At 71.2% G+C, this 22,248-nt stretch carries 17 protein-coding genes and 5 pseudogenes; 12 read left to right on the plus strand and 10 right to left on the minus strand.

What is annotated here, in order from left to right:
• Positions 1 to 21: 21 nt before the first annotated feature.
• The 4 genes and pseudogenes from ACZ3ZE_RS35435 to ACZ3ZE_RS35450 form a co-directional block, all read left to right on the plus strand.
• Positions 22 to 258: pseudogene (locus ACZ3ZE_RS35435) on the plus strand (Ku protein); the annotation flags it as partial.
• A 67-nt stretch (positions 259 to 325) separates the two neighbouring features.
• Entirely contained in the window at positions 326 to 883 is a 558-nt protein-coding gene (locus tag ACZ3ZE_RS35440) for a Ku protein (RefSeq protein WP_361176291.1), read from the plus strand.
• A 109-nt stretch (positions 884 to 992) separates the two neighbouring features.
• Positions 993 to 1,595, plus strand: a complete 603-nt coding sequence (locus ACZ3ZE_RS35445; RefSeq protein ID WP_467261979.1) for a PH domain-containing protein — start codon at positions 993 to 995, stop codon at positions 1,593 to 1,595.
• 931 nt (positions 1,596 to 2,526) lie between these two features.
• The gene (locus ACZ3ZE_RS35450) at positions 2,527 to 2,958 is read left to right on the plus strand and encodes a hypothetical protein (protein ID WP_361176287.1); all 432 of its coding nucleotides are present in this window, start codon (positions 2,527 to 2,529) and stop codon (positions 2,956 to 2,958) included.
• A 124-nt stretch (positions 2,959 to 3,082) separates the two neighbouring features.
• Here ACZ3ZE_RS35450 and ACZ3ZE_RS35455 read toward each other — a convergent pair whose 3' ends face one another.
• The 5 genes from ACZ3ZE_RS35455 to ACZ3ZE_RS35475 form a co-directional block, all read right to left on the minus strand.
• A complete protein-coding gene (locus tag ACZ3ZE_RS35455; RefSeq protein WP_361630436.1) occupies positions 3,083 to 4,480 on the minus strand; it encodes an FtsW/RodA/SpoVE family cell cycle protein in 1,398 nt (465 codons plus the stop codon).
• Positions 4,468 to 5,817 (minus strand): LCP family protein, encoded by a 1,350-nt coding sequence (locus tag ACZ3ZE_RS35460; protein ID WP_467261935.1) that lies wholly within the window; start codon positions 5,815 to 5,817, stop codon positions 4,468 to 4,470. Before ACZ3ZE_RS35460 ends, ACZ3ZE_RS35455 begins: the two co-directional genes overlap by 13 nt.
• A gap of 57 nt (positions 5,818 to 5,874) precedes the next feature.
• A complete protein-coding gene (locus tag ACZ3ZE_RS35465) occupies positions 5,875 to 7,221 on the minus strand; it encodes a sensor histidine kinase (protein WP_467261936.1) in 1,347 nt (448 codons plus the stop codon).
• A gap of 46 nt (positions 7,222 to 7,267) precedes the next feature.
• Positions 7,268 to 7,945, minus strand: coding sequence for a response regulator transcription factor (locus tag ACZ3ZE_RS35470; RefSeq protein ID WP_361176279.1), 678 nt, complete (start codon positions 7,943 to 7,945; stop codon positions 7,268 to 7,270).
• A gap of 449 nt (positions 7,946 to 8,394) precedes the next feature.
• Positions 8,395 to 8,838, minus strand: a complete 444-nt coding sequence (locus ACZ3ZE_RS35475; protein WP_467261937.1) for a hypothetical protein — start codon at positions 8,836 to 8,838, stop codon at positions 8,395 to 8,397.
• A 172-nt stretch (positions 8,839 to 9,010) separates the two neighbouring features.
• Here ACZ3ZE_RS35475 and ACZ3ZE_RS35480 point away from each other — a divergent pair.
• The 3 genes and pseudogenes from ACZ3ZE_RS35480 to ACZ3ZE_RS35490 all read left to right on the plus strand — a co-directional run bounded on the left by ACZ3ZE_RS35480 (position 9,011) and on the right by ACZ3ZE_RS35490 (position 11,109).
• A pseudogene (locus ACZ3ZE_RS35480) lies at positions 9,011 to 9,721 on the plus strand (ABC transporter ATP-binding protein).
• A 62-nt stretch (positions 9,722 to 9,783) separates the two neighbouring features.
• The gene (locus tag ACZ3ZE_RS35485) at positions 9,784 to 10,395 is read left to right on the plus strand and encodes a TetR/AcrR family transcriptional regulator (protein WP_467261939.1); all 612 of its coding nucleotides are present in this window, start codon (positions 9,784 to 9,786) and stop codon (positions 10,393 to 10,395) included.
• A gap of 324 nt (positions 10,396 to 10,719) precedes the next feature.
• Positions 10,720 to 11,109: a hypothetical protein gene (locus tag ACZ3ZE_RS35490; RefSeq protein ID WP_361176273.1), complete on the plus strand. Its 390-nt coding sequence runs from the start codon at positions 10,720 to 10,722 to the stop codon at positions 11,107 to 11,109.
• Between the two features lie 612 nt (positions 11,110 to 11,721).
• Here the strand turns inward: ACZ3ZE_RS35490 and ACZ3ZE_RS35495 are convergent.
• Positions 11,722 to 12,045: pseudogene (locus tag ACZ3ZE_RS35495) on the minus strand (SpoIIE family protein phosphatase); the annotation flags it as partial.
• 1,042 nt (positions 12,046 to 13,087) lie between these two features.
• Here ACZ3ZE_RS35495 and ACZ3ZE_RS35500 point away from each other — a divergent pair.
• Entirely contained in the window at positions 13,088 to 13,837 is a 750-nt protein-coding gene (locus ACZ3ZE_RS35500; protein WP_363293164.1) for a hypothetical protein, read from the plus strand.
• A gap of 412 nt (positions 13,838 to 14,249) precedes the next feature.
• Here ACZ3ZE_RS35500 and ACZ3ZE_RS35505 read toward each other — a convergent pair whose 3' ends face one another.
• The 3 genes and pseudogenes from ACZ3ZE_RS35505 to ACZ3ZE_RS35515 all read right to left on the minus strand — a co-directional run.
• Positions 14,250 to 14,690, minus strand: a complete 441-nt coding sequence (locus ACZ3ZE_RS35505; protein ID WP_467261975.1) for a WapI family immunity protein — start codon at positions 14,688 to 14,690, stop codon at positions 14,250 to 14,252.
• A gap of 96 nt (positions 14,691 to 14,786) precedes the next feature.
• A complete protein-coding gene (locus ACZ3ZE_RS35510) occupies positions 14,787 to 16,412 on the minus strand; it encodes an ISL3 family transposase (protein WP_467261941.1) in 1,626 nt (541 codons plus the stop codon).
• Between the two features lie 330 nt (positions 16,413 to 16,742).
• Positions 16,743 to 17,105: pseudogene (locus ACZ3ZE_RS35515) on the minus strand (ATP-binding protein); the annotation flags it as partial.
• A gap of 904 nt (positions 17,106 to 18,009) precedes the next feature.
• On the opposite strand from ACZ3ZE_RS35515, the gene ACZ3ZE_RS35520 reads away from it, so the two are divergent.
• The 3 genes and pseudogenes from ACZ3ZE_RS35520 to ACZ3ZE_RS35530 all read left to right on the plus strand — a co-directional run.
• Positions 18,010 to 18,360 carry a helix-turn-helix domain-containing protein gene (locus ACZ3ZE_RS35520; protein ID WP_467261943.1) on the plus strand — a complete coding sequence of 117 codons (351 nt, stop codon included), beginning with the start codon at positions 18,010 to 18,012 and terminating at the stop codon, positions 18,358 to 18,360.
• Between the two features lie 243 nt (positions 18,361 to 18,603).
• Entirely contained in the window at positions 18,604 to 18,807 is a 204-nt protein-coding gene (locus ACZ3ZE_RS35525) for a cold-shock protein (protein WP_055603386.1), read from the plus strand.
• Positions 18,808 to 19,280: 473 nt separating this feature from the next.
• Positions 19,281 to 19,489: pseudogene (locus ACZ3ZE_RS35530) on the plus strand (fasciclin domain-containing protein); the annotation flags it as partial.
• 67 nt (positions 19,490 to 19,556) lie between these two features.
• Here the strand turns inward: ACZ3ZE_RS35530 and ACZ3ZE_RS35535 are convergent.
• Positions 19,557 to 21,056 carry a cryptochrome/photolyase family protein gene (locus ACZ3ZE_RS35535; RefSeq protein WP_467261945.1) on the minus strand — a complete coding sequence of 500 codons (1,500 nt, stop codon included), beginning with the start codon at positions 21,054 to 21,056 and terminating at the stop codon, positions 19,557 to 19,559.
• Between the two features lie 270 nt (positions 21,057 to 21,326).
• Between ACZ3ZE_RS35535 and ACZ3ZE_RS35540 the strand changes: the two genes are divergently transcribed.
• Positions 21,327 to 22,244, plus strand: coding sequence for an SDR family oxidoreductase (locus tag ACZ3ZE_RS35540; RefSeq protein WP_361176259.1), 918 nt, complete (start codon positions 21,327 to 21,329; stop codon positions 22,242 to 22,244).
• The last annotated feature ends 4 nt before the right edge of the window (positions 22,245 to 22,248 follow it).

Raw genomic sequence — 22,248 nt, forward strand, 5'->3', positions numbered from 1 at the left:
TCAGTCAACGGGACGGTGCCCGTGGCCCTGGAGCCGTCGACCGAGTCGCACAGCGTCGCCTTCCGCCAGGTCCATCTCACTGACGGCGGCCGCGTCCGCAACCGCAAGACCTGCGAGATCGACGGCCAGGAGCTGCGCGAGGACCAGATCGGCAAGGGCTACGAGGTCGCCAAGGACCACATCGTGCCGATCACCGACGAGGGCCTGGACGGGATGCCACTGCCGACCGCGCGCGCCGTCGAGATCGTCGCCTTCGCCGACTCCTCCTCGGTGGACGCCACCCAGTACGGCGCCGGCGCCTACTACCTCGCCGCCGACGGCCCCGTTGGCCGCCAAGCCGTACGCCCTGCTCCGCAAGGCCCTGGAGCGCACGGAGAAGGCGGCCGCGGCGAAGTTCGCGCTCCGAGGCCGCGAGCGCCTCGGCATCCTGCGCCCGGTCGGCGACGCGCTCCTGCTGCAGGGCCTGCACTGGGGCGACGAGATCCGCTCCCCGGCCGAGCCCGTCCCGCCTGACACCGACCTCACCGAGGAGGAGGTCGACAGGGCGCTCGCGCTGATGGAGACGATGAGCACCGACCACCTCAAGGACCTCGGCGAGCAGCTCACCGACCAATACACCGACGCCCTGATCGAGGTCATCAACGCGAAGGCCGAGCACCGGCCCCCGGCTTTGGCCGAGGCCGAGGAGGCTCCGGCGGCGCAGGTTGTCGACCTGATGGCGGCGCTGGAGGCCAGCGTGGCCAAGGCCCGCGAGCACCGCGGTGAGGCCCCGGCGACCGTTCAGGCAATGCCGAAGAAGAAGACCGGCCCCCAGAAGGCGGCCGCGAAGAAGACCGAGACGAAGAAGTCGGCGGCCCCCGCGCGGCGCCGGAAATCTGCCTAGATCACGCGACCGCAGCCCCGTAGGGTCGCGGATCACGGACTCTGCTGCGCCTGCCCCGATACCTGCCCGCACGCTCTACAGCCCGTGGCAGCGCCTCGCGCTCATCGCCGTGGGAGGCCTCTTCGCCCTCATCTGCGGTCTGGCATGGTTCACGGATCTGGATGTCGCCGGGATGGTGATCTATGCGGTCGGCGGCGGTTTCGGTCTCTGGATCGCGGTGCGCGGCGGCATGGCCGGTGTCCGTATCGACGAGAAGGGCATCACCGAGCGCGGTCTGGGCCGTTCCCGCGCTGTCGGATGGTGCTCGATCCGCGCTGTCGCCCCCGCCGACCAGGGGGCAGGGCCGCTGAAGACGGTCTTCACCGAGCTCGTCCTCACCGACGGCACCACACGCCCGCTGCAGGTGGTCGCCTCCTACTTCCCCCGCGCCGCCGAGGCTGACCTGCATGTGATCACCACCGCGCACGCGGCCACCGGGCCACCTGCCAGACCTGCACCACCTGACCCGCATGGGCGGCAGGGCGTGCATGGTGGTCCGGTTTCGGGGCAGGTGATGGTCGAGCAGGTGGGACTGCTCTCCGGCCCCGCGGTCCTTTCCCCTGCCGCAGGGTCCGGCCGGGTGGATGACCGGCCCGCGCTCGTGCTGTTGCCCGGGCCGGTCACCCGCCGCGTCGCGAGCCAGTTGCTAGCCGAGGATGGGCACGTACCCTGACGTGGGCAGATGTGGATCCGGCTCAGCATCCGTTCGAGATGGACGACGATGCAGCGGAGAAGTGGGCGGGCCTTGTCGCGTCCTTGCTGCCCAACGCTGACGTCGCTCGCGAGGATCGCTGGCGTTCGCTGCATCCCGTCACCGAGTTCCTGGCGGGTCGGTACGGCCGATGGGCCTGCGGATGGAACTGGTCGGTCGGCGAGCGTGACGTCGACGGAGGCGTCGTCGAGGTGCCCAGACACCCGTCCCGGCCCGGGGCCGCACGCCTGTCCGCGCGGTCCTGGGCGGATGCAGGGCGCAGGCGGGGTCCTTGCACGCCTAACCCGTACCTGCCTCACGGTCCAACCAACCCACCCCTGGATTGGAGCTGCACGAGGGAAGAACCGACCACCCCTAAAGGGCATCCGGCACCGGCACCCGCCGGCGGAGTCCGCCCCGCCGTCCACCACGCACAGGACGCCGAACGCACCCGCGCCCGACTCGGAGCCTTCCGGGAAGGCCTCAGCACGGACCTGCCTACGGCCTGGAGCTCCTGCGGACCATGTCGTCCTCCAGGTGCTCGCGAACTCGCGGAGGGCGTCCGCCATGTCGCGGTACGCGTCCTCGTCGACGTTCGGCCAGGCCACTCCGATGACGTCGAGCAGCGTGTCGCCCAGCCCCCCCCGGAACATTGGCAGTCACGTCTCATTCCCCCGCCGCGTGGTCTTTGTAGGCCCGGCGAGCGGGGGCCGGCCGGCTTCCGGGGAGCGGCGGCCAGGGATCCGGCACTGGCACCTGAGGACCATGGGAAATCATCCGCTAGTACCACGAAGGTCACGTTTTGCCCTTTCTAGGGTTGAGGAGACAGAACCCGCTCGGCCGCCCCGTCTCGCGGCGACGCGATCGCTCCGCGACCGACCACCAGAGGAAAACCGTGCCCCGCTCTCGCCGCTTGTCCTGCTCCGCATTCGCCATCGGCGGCCTCGTCGTCCTGCTGGTCGGCGGCCTCGCCGTCGTGGCGAACAGCAACTGGTTCGCCAAGAAGATCGGCGGTTCCTGGGACATCACCTACGAGGGGACCGGGGGCCGGGCCGGTACGGGACAGGCGTCGGATGTGCGCTACGCCTACAGCCCGGACCGCACCGGTTCCGAGCCCCGGGAGGAGACGACTGGGCCGGTGGGCCTGCCCTGGAGCCGGGCGGTCTTCGTCGGGGTGGGGGATCGGGCGCGGGTGGAGGTGCATCCCGCCGGAAACGGAACAGCCGCTTGCCGCATCCTCCTGGACGGTGTCCGGGTGGTCGCGGAAGGCACGTCACCCGCCCCGGGCAAGCCGGCCGTCTGCGAAGTCACCACCAGCAGCACGCCCGGCAAGTGGCCGCGCTGACGGCACGGGCGGCGGCTGCGCGGCCCTCACGCGGAAGACGACCCGGACGCGCGGAGCGATGAAACGGAAAGGACCCGGCCGCCCGGCCGGGTCCTTTCCGGCGGAGCGGCCCGCCGGCCTTCCCTCACACCATGACGGTCGGCCGCTCCCGCTCCTCTGTCTCCCGAGGCGACCCCGTCGGCGGCAGGGGCTCGGGCGCCCGGTCGCTCACCCTCAGCAGCAGCGCGATCAGTACCCAGCTGGCGACCAGTGACGAGCCGCCCTTGGCGAGGAAGGGCAGCGCCTTGCCGGTCATCGGGATCAGGCCGAGAACCCCGCCCGCGACGACGAACACCTGGAGGGCGAGGGCGGCGGACAGCCCGACGGCCAGGAGCTTGCCGAAGGGATCGCTGACCACGAGGGCCGCCTTCATGCCGCGCTGCACCAGCAGTCCGTACAGCACCAGGACCGCCATGGTGCCGGCCAGCCCCAGTTCCTCGCCGATGGTGGTGAGGATGAAGTCGCTGCGGCCCGCGAAGCCGATGAGCTCGGGGTGCCCCAGGCCCAGGCCGGTGCCGGTGACGCCGCCGCTGCCGAAGCCGAAGAGCGCTTGGGCGGCCTGGTCGGAGACGAGGCCCGCGGGTCGCTGTTCGACCGGCAGGTAGATGTCCATGGGGTGCAGCCAGGCCATCACACGGCCCTTGACGTGCGGTTCGGTGGCGCCGACGGCGAATGCGCCGACGGCCGCCATCAGCAGGCCGCACACGATCCAGCTGGTGCGCTCGGTGGCGACGTAGAGCATTACCACGAACATGCCGAAGAAGATCAGCGAGGTGCCCAGGTCGCGTTCGAAGATCAGCACCAGCAGGCTGATCAGCCAGACCGTGACGATCGGCCCGAACTGCCGTCCGGGCGGCAGGCGGACGCCGAGGACCTTGCGGCCGGTGAGGGCGAGCGCGTCGCGGTTGAGGACGAGGTGCCCGGCGAAGAACACCGCGATCATGATCTTGACGTACTCGCCGGGCTGGAAGGACAGCGGCCCCAGGAAGACCCACCGCTTGGCGCCGTAGGTGTCGCCGGGGAAGAACGCGGGCGCGAGCAGCAGCACCAGCGCCACCGCCATCGTCAGGTACAGGTAGCGGCGCAGGCGGCGGTGGTCGCGCACCACGGCCAGGACAGCCAGGCACACCGCTACCCCGACGACCGTCCACAGCAGCTGCCCGGTCGCGGTCGGGTCCGCGCCGAACCTCTTCGCGTACGTGATGTCCAGGCGGCGCAGCAGGACGAGCCCGATGCCGGTCAGCAGCAACGCGATGGGCAGGATCAGCGGGTCGGCGCGCGGCGCCCAGCGGCGTACGGCGAGGTGGGTGGTGAGCGCGAGGAGCAGCAGGCTGACGGCGAACCCGGCGAGCCCTTCGGTGGGCGACGCGGTCATCGTGACGCCGGTGTACACGTACCCGTACACCGGGATCGCGACGGCGAGCAGCAGCAGGACGGCCTCGGCGCGGCGGCGCGTGCCGAGCGCGGCGGTCAGTCCACGCACGGGATGCCCCCGCCGTCCAGGGTGCGTACGCCGTCGTCCTTCTCGCCGCCCGGGGGTTTCGCGGCGGGCTCCCTGGACGGTTTCGCGCCCGGCGCGGCCGGCGGGTCCGGTGCGCCCGAGGGGGCCTTCGCCAGCTTGGTGCGCACCACGTCCCGTACCTGTGCCGTGTCGACGATGTTGACGTCCTCGCCCTTGTGCTTGTCGAAGCCCGCGATGGGCAGGGTGGCGAACTCGACGTGCCCGCCGGAGAGGTTCTTGGCCTGCTCGACGAACGACAGCAGGTCCCAGCCCTTGTCCGTGACGAGGTCCTTCTTGGCGGTGTCGAGGAGCTTGACGAGTTTTCCGGGGTCGGTGAAGGTGCCCACGGAGTTCAGCTGGTGCGCGGCGGAGGCGAGGAACGCCTGCTGGCGGCGGGTGCGGTCGAGGTCGCCGCGCGGCAGCCCGTGGCGCTGCCGGACGAAGGCGAGCGCCTGCTGCCCGTCGAGGGTCTGGCGTCCGGCGTGGAAGTCGGCGCCGGAGTAGCGGTCCTTGACCGGCTTGTTGAGGCAGACGGGGACGCCGCCGAGGGCGTCGGCGATGTGGAAGAAACCGGCCAGGTTGACCTCGGCGAAATGGTCGATCGGCACGCCGAGGAAGTCGCGGACGGTACGGATCTCGGCCTTGCGGCCCGCCTCTCGGCCCTCGTGCTCCAGCGTGCGCCGGTCGGTGACGCCCTGCCGGGCGAGCCGCCGCTCGGCCTCGTGCTTGGCGATGCCGTACGCCTTCTTGATCTTGTCCTTGCCGTGTCCGGGTACTCCGGTGAGCTCGACGAGGTCGTCGCGCGGCACGGACAGCGCGGTGGCCCGGGAGCCGTCGCCGGGCACGTGCAGCAGGATCAGCGTGTTGGTGTTGTAGCCGCCGATCTCGGAGCTGCCGGCGTGGAGCTTGTCGAGGACCGCGTCGGGCAGTTCCCCGCCGTTGTTGTCCTTGCGGCTGTCCAGGCCCATCAGCAGGATGTTGGTGTCGCCGTGCTTCGAGCGGGGCGCGCCGTCGTCCAGGGCCGTGGAGACGCCGATGCTCCGGGAGAGGTCCCGGTAGAGGTACCAGCCCCCGCCGGCGGCGCAGACGGCGGCGGTCAGGCCCGTGCACAGCAGCGCGCGGACGATCCGGGACCTTCTCGACCGGGACCTCCTCGACCGGGGCCGCTCGCGCGCGCGCCTCCTCGCGCCGGTCGCCCCGGCCCTGGTGACGGTGGCGGTGGCGGCCCTCGGGTCGGCGAGCCGGTCGGCCCTCCGCTCGCCCCTCCGGTCGGCCTTCCGGCCCGCCTTCTCGGTGTTCTTCGCCCGACGGTGCTTCATACCGCTCGATCCTCGGAGCACGGCCCTGAAGGATTCCTGAAGGTCCTGAAATCCCGTTCAGGAACGCCGCGGCTCCTGGGCGGCGCACCCCGGCAGCGTCGCCACCAGCCGCGCGCCGCGCGGGCTGTCGGCGACGACCAGGTCGCCGCCGTGGGCGCGGGCGATGTCGCGGGCGATGGCGAGACCAAGGCCGGTGCCGCCGCTGCCCCGGGTGCGGGCGGCGTCGAGGCGGGCGAAGCGCTCGAAGACGTATGCGCGGGCGGCGGGCGGGATGCCGGGGCCGTCGTCCGTGACCTCGAGGACGGGGGTGGCGTGCTCCAGGGCGGCCCGTACCCGTACTTCGCCGGCGGCGTGCCGCAGCGCGTTGTCGACCAGGTTGGCGAGGAGCCGCTCCAGCTGGGCGGGGTCGCCGCGCACCGGTACGGGCGTGTCCGCGTCGACCACGAGCCGGGCGCGCGCGGCGCCGCGCCGGGCCGCGTCCTCGGCGGCGAGCAGGGCGAGGTCGACGGGCTCGTCCCGTACGACGGGCCGGGCGTCGAGGCGGGCGAGGAGCAGCAGGTCGGCGGCGACCTGCTGGAGCCGCTCGGTGTCGGCGAGGGCGGCGCGCACGGCGGCCTCGCCGGGATCGGCGAGGGCGACCTCCAGGCGGGAGCGGACGGCGGCGATGGGGCCGCGCAGCTCGTGCGAGGCGTCGGCGACGAAGCGGCGCTGCTGACCGACGGACTGCTCCAGGCGGTCCAGGGTGGTGTTGACGGTCCGGGCGAGCAGGGCGATCTCGTCGCCGCCGGGCGGCTCGGGGACCCGCCGGTCCAGATCGCGGGCGGTGACGGCGTCGAGTTCGGTGCGGATCGCGCCGACCGGGCGCATCGCGGCTCCGGTGACGGCCCAGGCGAGGGCGGCGGCGAGCACGATGAGCGGCGGGGTGGTGGCGAGCAGGACCCAGCCGATGGCTCCGGTGGCGGCGTCGACGTCGCTGAGGACGGTCATGCCGTAGACGTAACGGGCCTCGCCGCCGGGGGTGGTGGCGCGGATGACGACGAGGTCGCTGCGTTCGCCGCCGGGCAGGATGCGCGTGGCGCTGTCCTCACCTGGCGGCGGGCGGAAGCCGGTCAGGGCGGGGACGTCGTCGGGCGCGGGGTCGCGGGTGGCGGCGACGACGTGGCCGCGGGCGTCGACGACGACGACCAGGTCGACGCCGCCCTCGGGGGCGGGCAGCCGAGCGGGCAGGGTGCCGGTGTCGGCCTGGGCGGCGACTTTGCGGGCGGCGAGTTCGGTGCGGCCGTTGGCGTTCTCGAGGAGGTTGGCGCGCAGCAGGGTGTACAGCCAGACGCCGCCGACGGTGAGGAGGAGCGCCATGGCGAGGGCCGCCGCCGCGGCGCTGCGGCCGCGCACGGTCCGGGGCACGAGCCGGGACGGCCCGACGCGGCGTGGGCGAGTGGTGCGCGGGGTGTCAGCCACCGTCGGTGGCCATGCGGTATCCGGTGCCGTGGACGGTGAGCAGGGAGCGCCGCCCGAACGGGACGTCGATCTTCTTGCGCAGCGAGGAGACGTACACCTCGACGATGTTGGGGTCGACGGTGGTGGGGGTGTCCCAGACCTCGTCGAGGATGTCCTGTTTGGCGACGGCGCGGCCGGGCTGGACGAGCAGGCAGGCGAGGACGCCCATCTCGCGGGCGGTGAGTTCGATCTCCGTACCGCCCCGGCGGCAGCGGCGGCCGGCGACGTCGAGGGTGAGGTCCCCGGCCTGCAGGGTGCGGTCGTCGCGGGCGCCGCCACGGCGGCCGAGCGCGCGCAGCCGGGCGAGGAGCACGACGAAGGAGAAGGGCTTCGTGAGGTAGTCGTCGGCCCCGGTGTCCAGGCCCTCGGCCTCGTCGTACTCGCCGTCCTTGGCGGTGAGCATGAGCACGGGCGTGGCGTCGCCGAGGCGGCGCAGCCTGCCGCACACCTGGTAGCCGTTGAGCCCGGGCAGCATCAGGTCGAGGACCACCGCGTCGTAGCCTCCGCCGAGGGCGAGCTCCAGGCCGCGGTGCCCGTCGTGGGCGAGGTCGACCCAGTGCCCCTCGGCGGACAGGCCACGCCGCAGCGAGTCGGCCAGGCTCTCGTCGTCCTCCACAACCAGGATGCGCATCGGTCCAGCTTCACATAATAGGACGGGCAGTCGTCAAACACGCGGAACGGATCAATTCACCCGTACGTCGACGGGGCGGGCGTGGCGGACGGTGTTCCTGTCGCGGCCCTCACCATGAAGGAGCGGGACGTCCAGCCACGGGACCGGTCTGCCGAGGCTGATCGTCCACGGCCTCAGCTTGAGCTGGGGATGATGGGCATCGGCGCGCCCCAGGCATGGGCGTTCGAGTTCATCCGGGGGTGACAGCCGTGTGACACCCGGGTGGAGACACCGTCGGTCACGCGGTCGGCGCGTGTGCCGCCGGACGAGGACGTCGTGGGGATCCCCCAGCACACCGTCCTCGGCGCCAAAAGGACCGGTCGCAGCGGCAAGAACAAGCGCGGCAGCCGGGCGCGGAACAAGGGCCAAGTTCCAGAAGCGCTGCCCCAACCTGCACCAGCACCGCGCGATCATCGAAGCAGGCGGAAACGTGCCCACCCGTACGCGTTCCCGTACGCGCCCACCCCGAGCTCGGTGGCGCGTTCGTGCAGGGCGCGGATGTCCTTGGGGACGCAGGAGCCGCCGAAGCCGAGGCCGGCGTCGAGCATGGCGGGCCCGATGTGGGGGTCGAGGCTCATGAAGCGGGCCAGCGCGCGGTCGTCGGCGCCGGTCTTCTCGCAGAGGGCGGCGATGAAGTTGATGTAGGAGATCTTGGTGGCGAGGAAGCCGTTCGCCGCGGACTTCGCGAGCTCGGCCGTCTCCGGTCTGGTCACGGTCAGGTCGACCCCGGCCTCGATGCACGGGCTCCAGATGGTGTGCAGGTGGGTCTCGTGCTGGGGCTGGTTGTCGGGGATGCCGACGATGACGCGGCTGGGGTGGGCGGCGTCTTCCATGGAGGTGGACTCGCGCAGCAAGTCGGGCGAGTAGGCGACGGTTACGGTGACGCCGGGCTGGGCGGCGCTCCGTGCTTGGTCGCCCAGGCGTCGGGCGGTGCCGGCGGGGACGGAGGGCTTGGCCCGTGGGTGCAGTCGTCGCCGTCCGCCGCATCACCGCCGTCGACCCCCTGACCGCTCTGGGAGCCACCCGATGACCACCCCCACCACTGGCCACCAGGCCGCCGCGGACACCGACCGCTCCGGCGGGCTGCGCCTGGACGACGTCACCCTCACCCTCGGTGACGGCGATACCGCCGTCACCGCCCTCGACCACGTCGGCCTGACCGTCGCCCCCGGTGAGTTCGTCGCCGTCGTCGGCCCCTCCGGGTCCGGCAAGTCCAGCCTCCTCGCCGTCGCCGGCGGCCCCCAGCGGCCCACCTAGGGCAGCGTGCACATCGCCGGCACCGAGCTGACCGCTCTGTCGGACAAGGAACGCACCGCCGCCCGTCTTCGCGACATAGGCTTCGTCTTCCAGCAGTCGAACCTGCTGGCCTCCCTCACCGTGAGGGAGCAGCTTCTGCTGCCGCTGCACATCGACGGGCGCCTGGACGCCGCAGCCCGCTCCCGGGCCGACGAACTCATCGAGGCGGTCGGGCTCACGCAGCGCGCCGGTTCCCGTCCGCACCACCTGTCGGGCGGCGAGCGCCAGCCCGCCGGCCTCGCCCGCGCGCTGATGACCTCCCCCGCCGTCCTGCTCGTGGACGAACCCACCTCGGCGCTGGACCGGGTGCGTTCGGCCGAGGCGGTGCGGCTGATCGCCGAGCAGACCCATGAGCGCGGCACGGCCACGGTCATGGTCACCCACGACACGGCAGACGCTGCCGACCGGGTGTACGAGATGGTCGACGGCCGCCTGTCCTGACGGGGGCCGCCAACCGGCACCGCATTCCCGGCCCTGTCCACACCTCCAGGAGCCCGCCCCGCATGCCGAAGATCAACGCCTCCACCGTCGCCGAGCACCGTGCCCAGCAACGCGAGGCGCTGATCGGGGCGGCGATCGACATCCCGGTAAACGAGGGCGCCGCCGCCGTCACACCGGCGGCGGTCGGCGCCCGCGCGGGCCTGGCCCGCTCCAGCGTCTACCAGTACTTCGACTCCTCGGCAGCCCTCCTGGCCACCATCACGGAGGAAGCCTTCCGACGCTCCAACGAGGCACTCACCCGCGCCATGGCCACCGCGAACGGCCCACTGGAACGCGTCGAGGCGTTCTTCAGGGAAAGCCTCCGCCTGGGCGCCGAAGGCGCACACCGGCCCGCCGTCGCCCTCATGAACGCCGGCCTTCCTCCGGCCTGCCAGCGGCGGCTGATGGAACTCCACCTGGATCAGGTCGAACCGTTCCGAGCCGCCGTCCGGGAGCTCGGCGCTCCCGAGCCCGCGCTCACGGCCGACCTGATCGCCGGAATGCTGCACACCGCCTTGGCCGCCGTCGAGAACGGCTCCCCCCTCGATACGGTCACACAGCGCACCCTCGCACTCGTGCGCCGCTGCCTCACCCCGGCCGGCAGCACCGCCCGCGCACCGGAGGAAGGGGCCTGAAGCCTCGACGTCCTCACCGAGGTCGATGTCGGCAGCTTCACCAGGAAGCAGTAGCTGCCTGGGCCACCAGCCCCACGCCAGTCTCACCGGGAACGGTCATCACCTCACGAACCGCCCTCTCAGGCCCGGACCGTCATACCTGAGCGCTACCGGCACGGGTTGCGCCAGGTCCGGGACCAGCTCACCGCCTGGCCTCACCGCCTGGTGTGCCAGCGCTTCCACCTGAACAGTGGTCGTAGCCGGCCCGGCTCCCGCCTCGGATACCGTGTTCCTCTACGGGGTGCCACAACGGATGTGACGCCCCCCAGCGGAGGTAGTCAGCGTATGAGTTCAAAGCGCAGCAAGAGTCCAGCCCTGCCCGTACTTGACGACGCGTACCGACTCACGTCGGTCAAGGACGCTGAAGAGTCCACCCGTGACTTGGCCGCGCGGCTGGCCACCACCGAGCTGCGCCGTGTTTCCCACCCGGGCCGGGTCACCTGGGAGCCCACCGATCAGGCCGAGCCCGTACCGGTCCCGCCGACTGTGGTCGACGGTGACGGGGACCTGTGGCTGCGGGACCGGGGCACTGGCGCCTGGACCATGCCCGAGTTCAACGCGAAGGAGTTCCCGGCGCGCTGTGGCGAGGTTCTTACGTGGAACGAGCTTGCCTGCGAGTTCGGCCCGCTGACCGCTCTGGCCGACGACCGCCGCATGGGCGGCGGCCGGCGCTGACCGCGCAGCCTTCTGCGATGACCGCGCCCTGAGTGCCCGTTACAGGTAGCTGGGAGCTCCAGCTCACCGCCGAGCTCGACGATGACGGCGGGCAGGTGAGCGTGGTGGCGTGCTACGGCCTCGAGCAGCGTGGTGCGGGCCTGGCGGCACCCGATGTCCTCGGTGCGGCCGGCGTCGGTGGACCAGCCGGGGTGGCGGTCCGCCCTCGGTCGCCGTGGTGAGCGCGCGGCCCAGCTCGCCGATCGACTGCTGCCAGTCGGCCAAATGCCCGAGCAGGCCGCCCACCAGCTCGTCGACGGCGGCCGCCGGGCCGGCGCCGAAGGCCCGCGCTTCGGGGGCCTCGGCGAGGACGTCCTCGTCCAGGTGGATATGCGGGCGCCAGAGGAGGCTCTGACGCGGCGGCCGGGCCCAGAGCGGAGCGACGTGCCGACGCCGCGTCACGCGAGGAGCCGGGCGCCGATCTTCACGGCGTCCGTGCGGGGCAGGCCCGCGTCGACAACGCACCGTGCCCGTCATGACCGTCGGGCGCCGCGGTTTGGACGTCGGGATTCTCCGGCGATCACCACGTGTGGGCCATCAGGGGGCTGGTTCAAGGCTTCGGGGGAGAGGCAGTCATCGCTGGGAGGCGGGTGGTTCCGCCGTCGCGGCCGGTGAGGCGTCAGTGAGGTCGGCGCCGGTGGCGGCGTCCCGTTCGGAGTGGTGGATGCCGTGCCAGTCCAGGCACATGACGGTGGCGTCGCCGTCGAGGTGACCACCTGCGGTGTCGACGATCGCTTTGATGAGGGTGCGGGCGGCCTCGCGGGGATGCAGTGTGCGGGTGTGGATGATCAGGTCGTGCAGGTCGAGTTTCTCGGCGTGGCGTTCCAGCATGCCGTCGGTCAGCATGGCCAGCCGGTCGCCGGGCCGCAGGTCCAGTGTCTGTAGCCGGTAGGTGTTGGCTTCCTGCGCGGTGAACTCGCGGACGAACCAGCCGTCACCTTCGTCGGCATCACGACGACGGGCCCGAACCCCGGCCGGCACATCGCCGCCTGGTCCGCATGGATGAACCAGCGAGGCGAAGGTGGCAGGCCCGTACGGGGCATCGGCGAAACCGCCTGGCGCCAAGCGCGCAGCGCCGCGCACTTCTCCGAGCTCTGCTACCACGAATGGCTGAGAGCCAGGCCTGCGCAGGCAGCTCCACCTGGTCGATGATGTGCCTCTACGACGCGGCCGACGAGGACCAGGTCGCGCTGCCACCCGCAGATCCGCCGCGACGGCCGGTACGCGCCCAACGAGGACTGCCTTTCCGGCAACGAGTACAGCTTCGACGCCCTGGCCGACCCGTGCGATCCATTCCAGGAGCTGAGCTACACGCCCAGCGACCTCGCCGCGATCCGCTCCGCCCTCGGCTGATGACGCTCGTTGAAAACGACCACCCTGTGCTCAAGAGTGGCCCCACACCTGCTCAGTGGATCTCCCCACCCATCGGGTGCCGGGCCTGCGGACGGGCGCCACAAAGGGAGAGGCCGCCCGCTAGCCGGGCCGGGTCCGGGGGCGGGGTGGACTGTCCGGGTAGCAAAGCCAGCGCGTGCCGCAAAGCCGTGGCGAAGCCCCTAGAGGTCAGTGGTCAGCAACCCTGATCGTGTGGGGCACCCTCCTCGGGCACACCTGCTGTCCGACGTCTACGGGAGGTCCACGAGGTGGTTCCTGGGTGAGCTGTGTGTGGGTGGCTGTTTTGTGCAGACCTGCCGCGGGTGGCCCGAGGGCTGTTCTGCCTTCGGGCTCTCGTGAACCCAGAAGGACGTCGTGCCGTCAGTGTCTGGGGACGCCAACCCTCGGCGAGAGCACGGCGAATCGGTCCATGGGCCGGGACGGCCCGGTACCGATGAACTGGGGCGGGAGCGTTGGCCGTACGCTCTCGGCCATGTCGAATACGTCTTCCATACCCGTCCTGCGGGGGCGCGGGACCGCCGTCCTGCGTTCGGAGCAGGATGGGCTGGTGCTGGAACGCCCCAGCGAGAAGTTGACGATCCCCGTCAGGGCGATCGCCCGCGTCTACGCCGAGGAGCGGAGCGTCACGGTTGAACTGCGGACCCTTGTCGGGGCGACGCCGGCCGTCCACCGGATCGAGGACGTGAGCGCGGCGGCAGCGGTCGCCTTCACCGACGCCGTGAACGCGCTGTTGCCCCAACGGGTCGAGGAAGTCGACGGACCGGCCCTCGTCGAGCTGCGCACCTTCACCAAGACCTGGGTCGAGACGTACCGCGGCAAGGTCGGGCGGGTCCTGCTCGGCTGTCTGGGCGGGACCCTTGTCCTGGCTGTGATCACCGCCATCGTGGGCGACGAGAGGACCGCCATCGCCGGGGCTGTCTTCATGGTGCCGTTCGGTGGCATGGCTGTCGTGGGCTTGTGGTTTGGCGCGGTGTCCATAGGGCCTTGGTGGCACGAGACTCGCCTGCGCAGGCACGGTGTGACCGTGGTCGCGGCGCAGGCGGCGGACGGGCCGTGGAAGTACGAGTACATGGACAGCACCGGCACCACGCGTGTCTTCACCCACCCGAGTACTGTCCCGTCCGTCCAGGTCAGTTACGACCCGCAGGACCCGTCGGACGTGCTCGTACTTCAGGATTCGTCGACGCGGGTCCTCGACATCACCCTGGGTCCCTGCTTCTTTCTCGCCGGGCTTGCCGCGCTGGCAGCCACGATCGGGCTGTCCGTCGTGACCATCCTCGGCATCCCCCTCTCGTAGTCCAGACCGGCCCGCATCGATCCCCCCTGACCCCAGACGGCCCCTGCGGGTGCCTCGTGGGCTGGGATGCCGACGGGGCTCTGGCTCCCCCTGGGCGTTCGCCTTCGAATGGGCGGCCGTCGTCCATGACGGTCAAGGGCCGGCCGGTCCTGACAGCCTGACGCGGGCAACGGGACCTCGGCGCGGGTGAGTTCCGCCTCACCCGGCATTGCGTAGCGCAGCCGCAGGCGCCAATGACCGGCTGGCACGGCCGGCACACTTCACGAGCGGGCGGCCCCGGCCGACATGCGCGCGGCGCTCGCTGGAAGGCCCCACTCCGTTGAACACCAGACCGAGTGGGGCGCCGAGTACTTCCGGCCGAATTCAGGGCTGTGGCGGATATTTCGTGACGGCCGCTGTCGCACGATGCTGGTTAGCGGGGCGGGAAGGAAGCCAGAGCAAGATCCCACTGCTCAGCGGCGTTAAGCAGCGCATCCGTATCCGCCCGTACCTCCACCGCGTACTGGTAAATGCCCGTGCTCTCAGCACCCTGCTGCCATGGGGGTGCAGCCTCCAAGGACAGGTGAACGCGAATCACCGCCACGCCCTCGCTCCGATCGGCGAGGCTGAAGCCCAGGACCGGCTCGACGAACCAAATGTCCGGAGACAACTCGCCTTCGGCATCCCGACCGGTCGCGGGCACTGTCTCAGCGGCCACCGCGCGCAGCCAGGCGGTCACCTCACGGGCCTCGTCGGTCAGCAGACATGGATCAGAGAACGACCAACTGCCCTCAGGAGTCGTCACCTTTCCACCGATGACCAGCCAGTTGTCGTCGTTTGAGTCTCCCGGGGCGGCGGGGAACTGGTAGCGCAGGGGTCAGAGCTCGACGCTGCTCGCATGATCACTCAAAAGCACGACCGCAGGATGTCACATCTAGCCCGGTAACCCCAGGTCAGGAGTCTGCTCCGGTCATGGAGGCTGGGCGAGGACGAGGGTCCGCAGGAGCGCGAAGGAGGCCCGGCCGTATGACCGGCGCTTGATCAGCTTGATGCGTGTGACCTGGCCCTCGACGGCGCCGGAGCTCCAGGGCAGGGTGAGGCCGTTGACGATGGCGTCCCAGTCGTTCTGGAGGAAGGCGGCGAAGCCCTGGACCGGCTGTGGTCCTTGGTCGAGGGCTCGGGTCATCCAGCCGGTGAGGTCCTGACCTCGGCGTTCGCGGGCGATGACGCTGGACTCGTGGGCAAGGTCGCAGGCAGTGGCCAGGTCGGGGCAGGCGTCCAGGATTCGGTCGAGTTGTTCGCGCTGGCTGTCGGTCAGGGTGTCGGGGCGGCGCATGATCCAGGTGGTGATCCGGCGTGGGCTCGGAATCGGCCGTGCGGGTTCGGGGGCGGCGGTGCCGGCGCGGAGGGTCGCGATGTACTTGGTGACCACGACGCGGCTGCCGCGGTAGCCGCGTTCCCGGATCTCACGGAAGAGGGCAGCGGCGTTGGTCGCGCCGCCGCGGAAGCGGTGTTGCAGGTAGGGCTTGAAGCGGTTGATGTGGCCGTTGGGGCGGCGCTCGCGAGCCGAGGCGAGGATCTGGTCGAGGTCGGTGGTGAGGTAGTGGCGGACGGTCTTGCGGTCCCGGCCCAGGCGGTCGGCGATTCGACTGATCGTCCAGCCGCGTTCGCGCAGTTGGTGGATGTCGCTGTGCCATTGGCGGACGCGGGCCAGGAGCTGGCCGTCCGGTGGGTCGCTCGGATCGGGTGGTCCAATCAGCGCGGCCAGGGACGCCGGGTCTGAAGGCTCCTGCGGCTGGTCCGTCTCGGCTTCTTTACGCAGGCAGACGCGGTGTTGGTGGGCGGTTCGTTCGACGGCACGGGCCAGCGAGTGCAGCGGGTGCCACCTGTCTGCGACCTGGATCGCGTCGGGTGCTGCGCGGGCGGCGGCCTGGCTGAAGACGCTGCACCGGTCCCGGCAGATGACCTCGATCTCGGGGTGGTCGGCGAGCCAGGAGATGACGGTGTCCGCGGTGCGGTCGGGCAGGAGGTCGATGGGCCGCCGGGTTTCGACGTCGATGAGGACGGTGCCGTAGGTGGCGCCCTTGCGGAACGCGAACTCGTCGATCCCCAGCACCCTGACCTGGGCGGACGCTGGGTCCGGAAGTCGCCGGAGTCCGCCGAGGATCACGTCCCGGCTCGTCCGCACCGGCAGGTTGCCGGCGAGCCGTGCACCGGCCCGGCCGCCGACGGCCAGCCCAATTGCCTGCACCATCCGGGCCAGGGCCGTGGTCCGGCGCCGGTACCGCGCGGTCAGGCTCGGCACCTGTTCCGCCATCGTCCGGCGGGAGCACACTCCGTTGTCGCAGAAGAACCGGCGGACCCGCAGGCGCAGCAGCACCCGCCGACCGCCCAGCGGACGGTCGGTCAGGCGCCGCATGTACGTGCTGTGCGCGCGTGAGGCGGTCACACCGCACGAGGGACATGCCACCGTCGGCTGCCGAGCATGCAGATCAATCCGTACCGCATCCCCAACGACGCCCACCGCGTCGATGACCAGCCCCTCAACGTCAGGCCACACCAGATCCCAGAACTGTTCGTCCCCCACGAACACCATGCTGATGAAAGGACATTGCCGGGCATGACGGATGTTTGGAACTGGCCTTCACGAAATATCCGCCACAGCCGAATTCAGAGATCCCCATCACGGCCGGGGAACAACCTGCACATGGACGCCCCACAGCGGTAGAAGCCGCCATCCTGCCCCGGCATACACGGGGCGGGGGCATCAGGTACGGGGAAACCCGCCCTCTGGATATGTGAGCCGGAAGCAAGGCTGGGCGGTTGCCTTCAGCGGGGAGACCGCGGGCCACCGGAAGGGCGTACCTCCGAAACCGCACCGCCGCTCGTCCGCCCCGCGCACGGCCAGACCTGGTGGGCAAGCCCCTTTGCCGCCGTACGGGCCGGGGGTGACGGCGGTGGTGCGGGCAAGGCCGTCGGCCATGGGTCAGTCGACGCCTCCGGTGCCCTCGATCAGGTCGGGGGTGCGCATGCGGGGTGGCTGCGGGCTGGGGTCGTGGACGGCGACCTCGATGTCTTCCGTGTGCGCGGTCGGCTCCGCAACGCATGTGCCGCCGCCGTGGAGGAGGGCGTTGGTGACGAGCTCGGATACGACCAGGACGACGGTGTCGGCGGCTTCGGCCGTGGCCGGAGGTACGAGGGCGGCGAGGAAGAGCCAGGCTCTCCGACGTGCGCCGGCCACGGATAAGGCGGCGCGGGCGGGTGCGGCGTTGATGTTCATTGCGCCCATCAGGTCACCCTGGTCTCTGGATCGCCACGGCCCGGCCTTGCTTGCTCGTTTCCCGGGCTGCGGGCCTCAACCCGGAGCCGAGGGGGCCGCGCGTCTGTATTGTCCCGGACAGAACTGATTACCTGCTCGCCGGTTACATGAAAATCTATGACGGACAGAGTAGACATCCGCCGGTGATGTGAGTACGGTTTCTCTCGTAGCCCAGAGAGAACGAAGGGCCCGGCAGAGATGAACTGCCGTGCAGCAGTACCCGCAGTCGCAGGACGGTGCGGTGGTGGAGTGTCGAAGCCAGAGTGGTTGCAGGACGGCGACGGGACTGATCACCGGACTGGGTGGCCCGCAGTCATCAGGGGCCGCCGCAGGCAGTACCGCAGTTGATGCAGTGGTTGCAGTACCCAGCAGTGAAGTGAGCAGCACCCTCGGTGAAGGCGTCGGCTGCGGACGCGCGCACCGGGAAGTCCGGCAGTGGGGTTCTAAGCCAGAGCAGATGCAGGATGGGCAACGGGGCTGGCTGCCGGAGTGTGGTGCTTGGTCAGGCCACGAGCATGACAGGCAGTACGCAGTACCAGTAGTACCGAGTGGAGTAATACCCGCAGTTCGCAGTATCAGCAGTACAGCAGTTCCCTGCAGGTAAGCAGTTGATCACCAGAGGGAAGAAACGGAGGAGTTGGGACGCCATCAGGATCGCCCGGACGCCACGCGAGTCCGGGTACCGCAGGACATCGATAGTGAGGTGGTCTCCGGTCAAGCACCGCGATCCCCGCAACCCCGGCGAAACTCAGGTCGGGTAGGCGGAAACAGAAGGCCGGCGCAGTATCAGGGCCGGCAGATGGTGTAGCAGTTCCTTCGGGGCCCTGGCGCGATAGGCGCCAGGGCCCCTCCATGCGCTGCAGAAAGAGGTGCGATGACAGCAGACAACCCGATGAGCCCGCTCGGCGGCCGTCTGGACGACGACAACTTCCCCGCCTACACCATGGGCCGGGCCGCCGAAATGCTCGGCACCACCCAGGGCTTCCTCCGTGCGATCGGCGAGGCCCGCCTCATCACCCCGCTGCGTTCCGCCGGCGGCCACCGCCGCTACTCCCGCTACCAGCTGCGGATCGCCGCCCGCGCCCGGGAGATCGTCGACCAGGGCACCCCGATCGAGGCGGCCTGCCGCATCGTCATCCTCGAGGACCAGCTCGAAGAGGCCCAGCGCCTCAACGCCGAACACCGCCGCGCCGCCGGTACCCCCCATCCGGAAGCCGCGGCCTGACACCGTTCCCGTCCCCGCAACACCGGTGGTCCTGGTCTCCAAGCTGCCTGGGTGTATCGGCTGGTTTCCCCTGGTGACAGCGTGTGCGGACGGGTATCGTCTGCGTCAGCTGTCGTGGTTCGGATTTTCCCTTTGCCCACGCCTTGGCGTGGGCGCTTTGCTGTGCTGTGCCGCAGGAACCAGGGCGATCACCTCCGTCTCCCGCATGGTGTGCGAGGCGTCCGTCGACTGGAAGGCATGGATATGGCTACGGGAACTGTGAAGTGGTTCAACGCGGAGAAGGGCTTCGGCTTCATCGCCCAGGACGGCGGCGGCCCGGACGTCTTCGCCCACTACTCCGCGATCAACTCCACCGGGTTTCGTGAGCTCCAGGAGGGCCAGACCGTGACGTTCGACGTCACCCAGGGTCAGAAGGGCCCCCAGGCCGAGAACATCAACCTGGCCTGACCTCCCGGCCGGCCCGCGGGCACCGCGGTGGACGCGGGCTCCCTCCCGCGGCCACCGCGGTGCCTCGAACGACGCGGGCCGGCCCGGACACCTGATCGGATTTCGCCTGGTGGGGGCCGGGCACCTGTGACCGGCCCCCACCGAGCAGCAGCGCGTCGGGCCTCCCCGCTCGCCACCCCGAGCGCTCCTGGACACGATCGCATTGCGCTGCGCACCTCCCACCAGGCGTATCGGCGGCATGGGTTTCCCGACCGAGGGCAGGCGATCACCCTATGGACCTGCCCGCAGCCGACGGCACCCCCGGCTCCGGTCGTCGCCCGGACAGCGGCACGGCCATCGACGTGACACCGGCCTCCGCCCGCCGCAGCGTCGGTGAGCTGCTGTAACGCGCCGGTATCAGCCTCGACAGCGTGACCGCCGCGGATGCGCTGATGGTCACGACAGAGCTCGTCACGAACGCGCTGCGGTCCAAGATCCTCACCTACCACGTCGTGGGCCAGCGGCTCACCCCGGAGCAGCTCGAGAACGGCTCCTTCGAGAGACCCTCCAGAAGGGCATGATCACCACGAAGGGCTCCGGCGAGGACTACACCGTCAACGACACCGCGAAGGTGGTCCGCGGCAACGTGAAGACCTCCAACGCCAACGTCTACGTCATCGACACCGTCCTCATGCCGAAGTAGTCCTGAGCACGAGGCGTGGGAGCTCCAAGGGCCCCGGGGACGTGACCGTTCCGGGCGGGCCGCCCCGTCAGGGCGGCCCCGCCCCCCGCCCCCGCTCCTGCTCCAGAAGGGCGGGAAGATCCCGCAGCCGGTCGAGGCCCCGTACCGGCTGCGCCATGCGGTGGTTGCGGCCGAGCCGGTCGCGGTGCCGGTGGAGGAAGGCCCAGTACCCGGCCGTGAACGGGCACGCCTCCTCGCCGACCCGACGGTCCGGGCGGTAGGGGCAGGGCCCGCAGAGGTCGCTCATGCGGTCGATGTAGGCGCCCCCTGAGGTGTACGGCTTGGTCGTCATCCGGCCCCCGTCCGCGTACTGCGACATGCCGACGACGTTGGGCAGCATGACCCAGTCGTAGCCGTCGACGAAGCTGCGGTGGAACCAGTCGGTGACGGCGGCCGGGTCCCAGCCGCGCTGGAGCGCGTAGCTGCCCAGGACCATGAGTCGCGGGATGTGGTGGGTCCAGCCCGTGTCCCGGACCTGGCGCAGGGCCGTGGCCACGCACCGGGCCGACACCGCGTCCGCGTCCAGCTCCTGCCACCAGCGGGGGAGCGCGCCGGTGTGCCCGAGGGCGTTGCTCGTGCGGTACTCCTCGCCGAAGTACCAGTAGAGGTGCCACACGTACTCGCGCCATCCGGCGACCTGCCGGACGAACCCCTCCACCGAGTTCAGCGGGGCGCCGCCCGCCCGCCAGACGGCCTGCGCCCCCTCGACGCACTCGGCCGGGTCGAGCAGGCCCAGGTTGAGGGAGGTCGACAGAAGGCTGTGGCTCATGGTGCCGTCGGCGGCGAGCACGGCGTCCTCGTACGCGCCGAAACCGGCGAGCCGGTGGTCCAGGAAGCGCCGCAGGGCGGCGAGCGCCTGCCGCCGGTCGGCGGGGAACATCCGTGGGCCGTCCCGGCCCACGAAGGAGACGTCTCCGTCGCGTTCCCAGCGGTCGAGGTCGTGCCGGACCTCCTCGTCGATGGCGTCCTCACGGGGGCGGTACGGCGCGGGGGCGCCCAGCGTGTCGGCTCCGCGTGGTGGTGGGCGGCGGTTCTCGTGGTCGAGGTTCCATGTGCCGCCGGCCGGTTCGCCGCCCTCCATCAGGAAGTCGTGGTCCCGCCGGACGTGCCGGTAGAAGTTCTCCATGCGGAGCGTGCGCTGCCCGTCCGCCCACGCGGCGAACTGCTCGGGGCTCACCAGGAAGCCGCGCGGCGGCAGCACGGTGACGTTGCCGAGTGAGCGGACGAGACGCAGCGCGGCCCGCGAGGTCGGGTGGTGCACTGTCACCCGGCCGTCGCCCACGGCCTTCCGCAGTCCCTCTGTGTAGGTGTCCGCCCGTACGTACGTCACCCGGTCACCGAGTTCGGCGGCGCGGTGCCGCATGGCCGAGAGGACCAGGTGGGCCTTGGCCCGGTGGAAGCGGCGGCGCCGGAAGACGGACCGGGCCTCGATCAGCACCACGGGCGCGTCGCGGGCCGGGCCGCGGTCGCCGGGTTCCAGGAAGGAGGGGCCGAGCTGGTCGCCGAAGAGCCAGTGCGTGTCGGTCATCCGTGGTCCGTCCTCATCCCTCGTCCGTCCCTCTCCTTCATCCCTCGTCCGTGCCTTTCCCTCGTCGGGCGCGGGGCGGGGCGGTCGCCCGGGCCCCGCGCTCAACCGGGGGTTCGATCCCGGCGCCTCGGCCGGATGCGGTCCGATCGGGTGGGACGGCCGCGAGGCCAGCGCCCCCGCATCCGCCGTGCAGGTGTCCCGCGAAGTACTCAGGGCACGTGGCGAGACGTCGGTCCCGTCACCGCCCCCCTCTCCTCATCGGAGGCCCTCATGCATCGTTCCCCGGAACCCCGAGGCCGTGTCGTGGTCATCACCGGCGCCGCCCGAGGGCTCGGCGCCGGCCTGGCGCGACTGCTGGCCGCGCGCGGCATGCGCGTGGCCCTCCTGGGGCGGGAGTACTCCAGGCTCGCCGCCGTGGCCGAGACGCTCGGCACCGAGAGCCACATCGTGGAGGTCGACGTCACCGACGACTCGGGCATGGAGCGGGCCGCCGAGGAGGTGACGCGGATTCTCGGCCCGCCGTCGGTCGTCATCGCCAACGCGGGCGTCGCGGAGGGCGGTCCCTTCGAGAGCTCCGACCCCGACACCTGGCGCCGGGTCGTGGAGGTCAACCTGGTCGGCAGCGCGATCACCGCGCGCGCCTTCCTGCCGGGGCTGCGGGCCACCCGGGGGTACTTCCTCCAGGTCGCCTCCACCGCCGCCTTCGGCGCGGCCCCGATGATGAGCGCGTACTGCGCGTCCAAGGCGGGCGCCGAGGCATTCGCCCGCTCCCTGCGGGCCGAGGTGGCACACCTGGGCGTCGGCGTGGGCGTGGCCTACCTGCACTGGACCGATACGGACATGGTCCGCGACGTCGACCGTCACACGGTCCTGCGCGAACTCCGCGGGCACATGCCCGCCCCCGCCCGCCGCGTGTATCCGGTGGACCAGGTCGCGTCCTGGCTGGTGCGGGGGATCGAACGGCGCCGCGCCTCCGTCTACGCCCCTCCCTGGCTCCGGCTCGCCCAGGCCGGGCGGGCCTTCTTCCCCATAGCGGTGGACCTGCTCTCCCGCCGCGAGCTTCCCCGGCTCCTGAGGGAGAACTCGTTCGAGCAGACCGGTCTGCTCGGCACGGGCGGCCACATCGAGGAGAAGCTGATCGACCGCTCCGCCGCCCGGGCGGCGAGCCGTCCCGGCCGCGGCGGGTGACCAG

The organism is Streptomyces sp. NPDC023157, assembly GCF_055560575.1.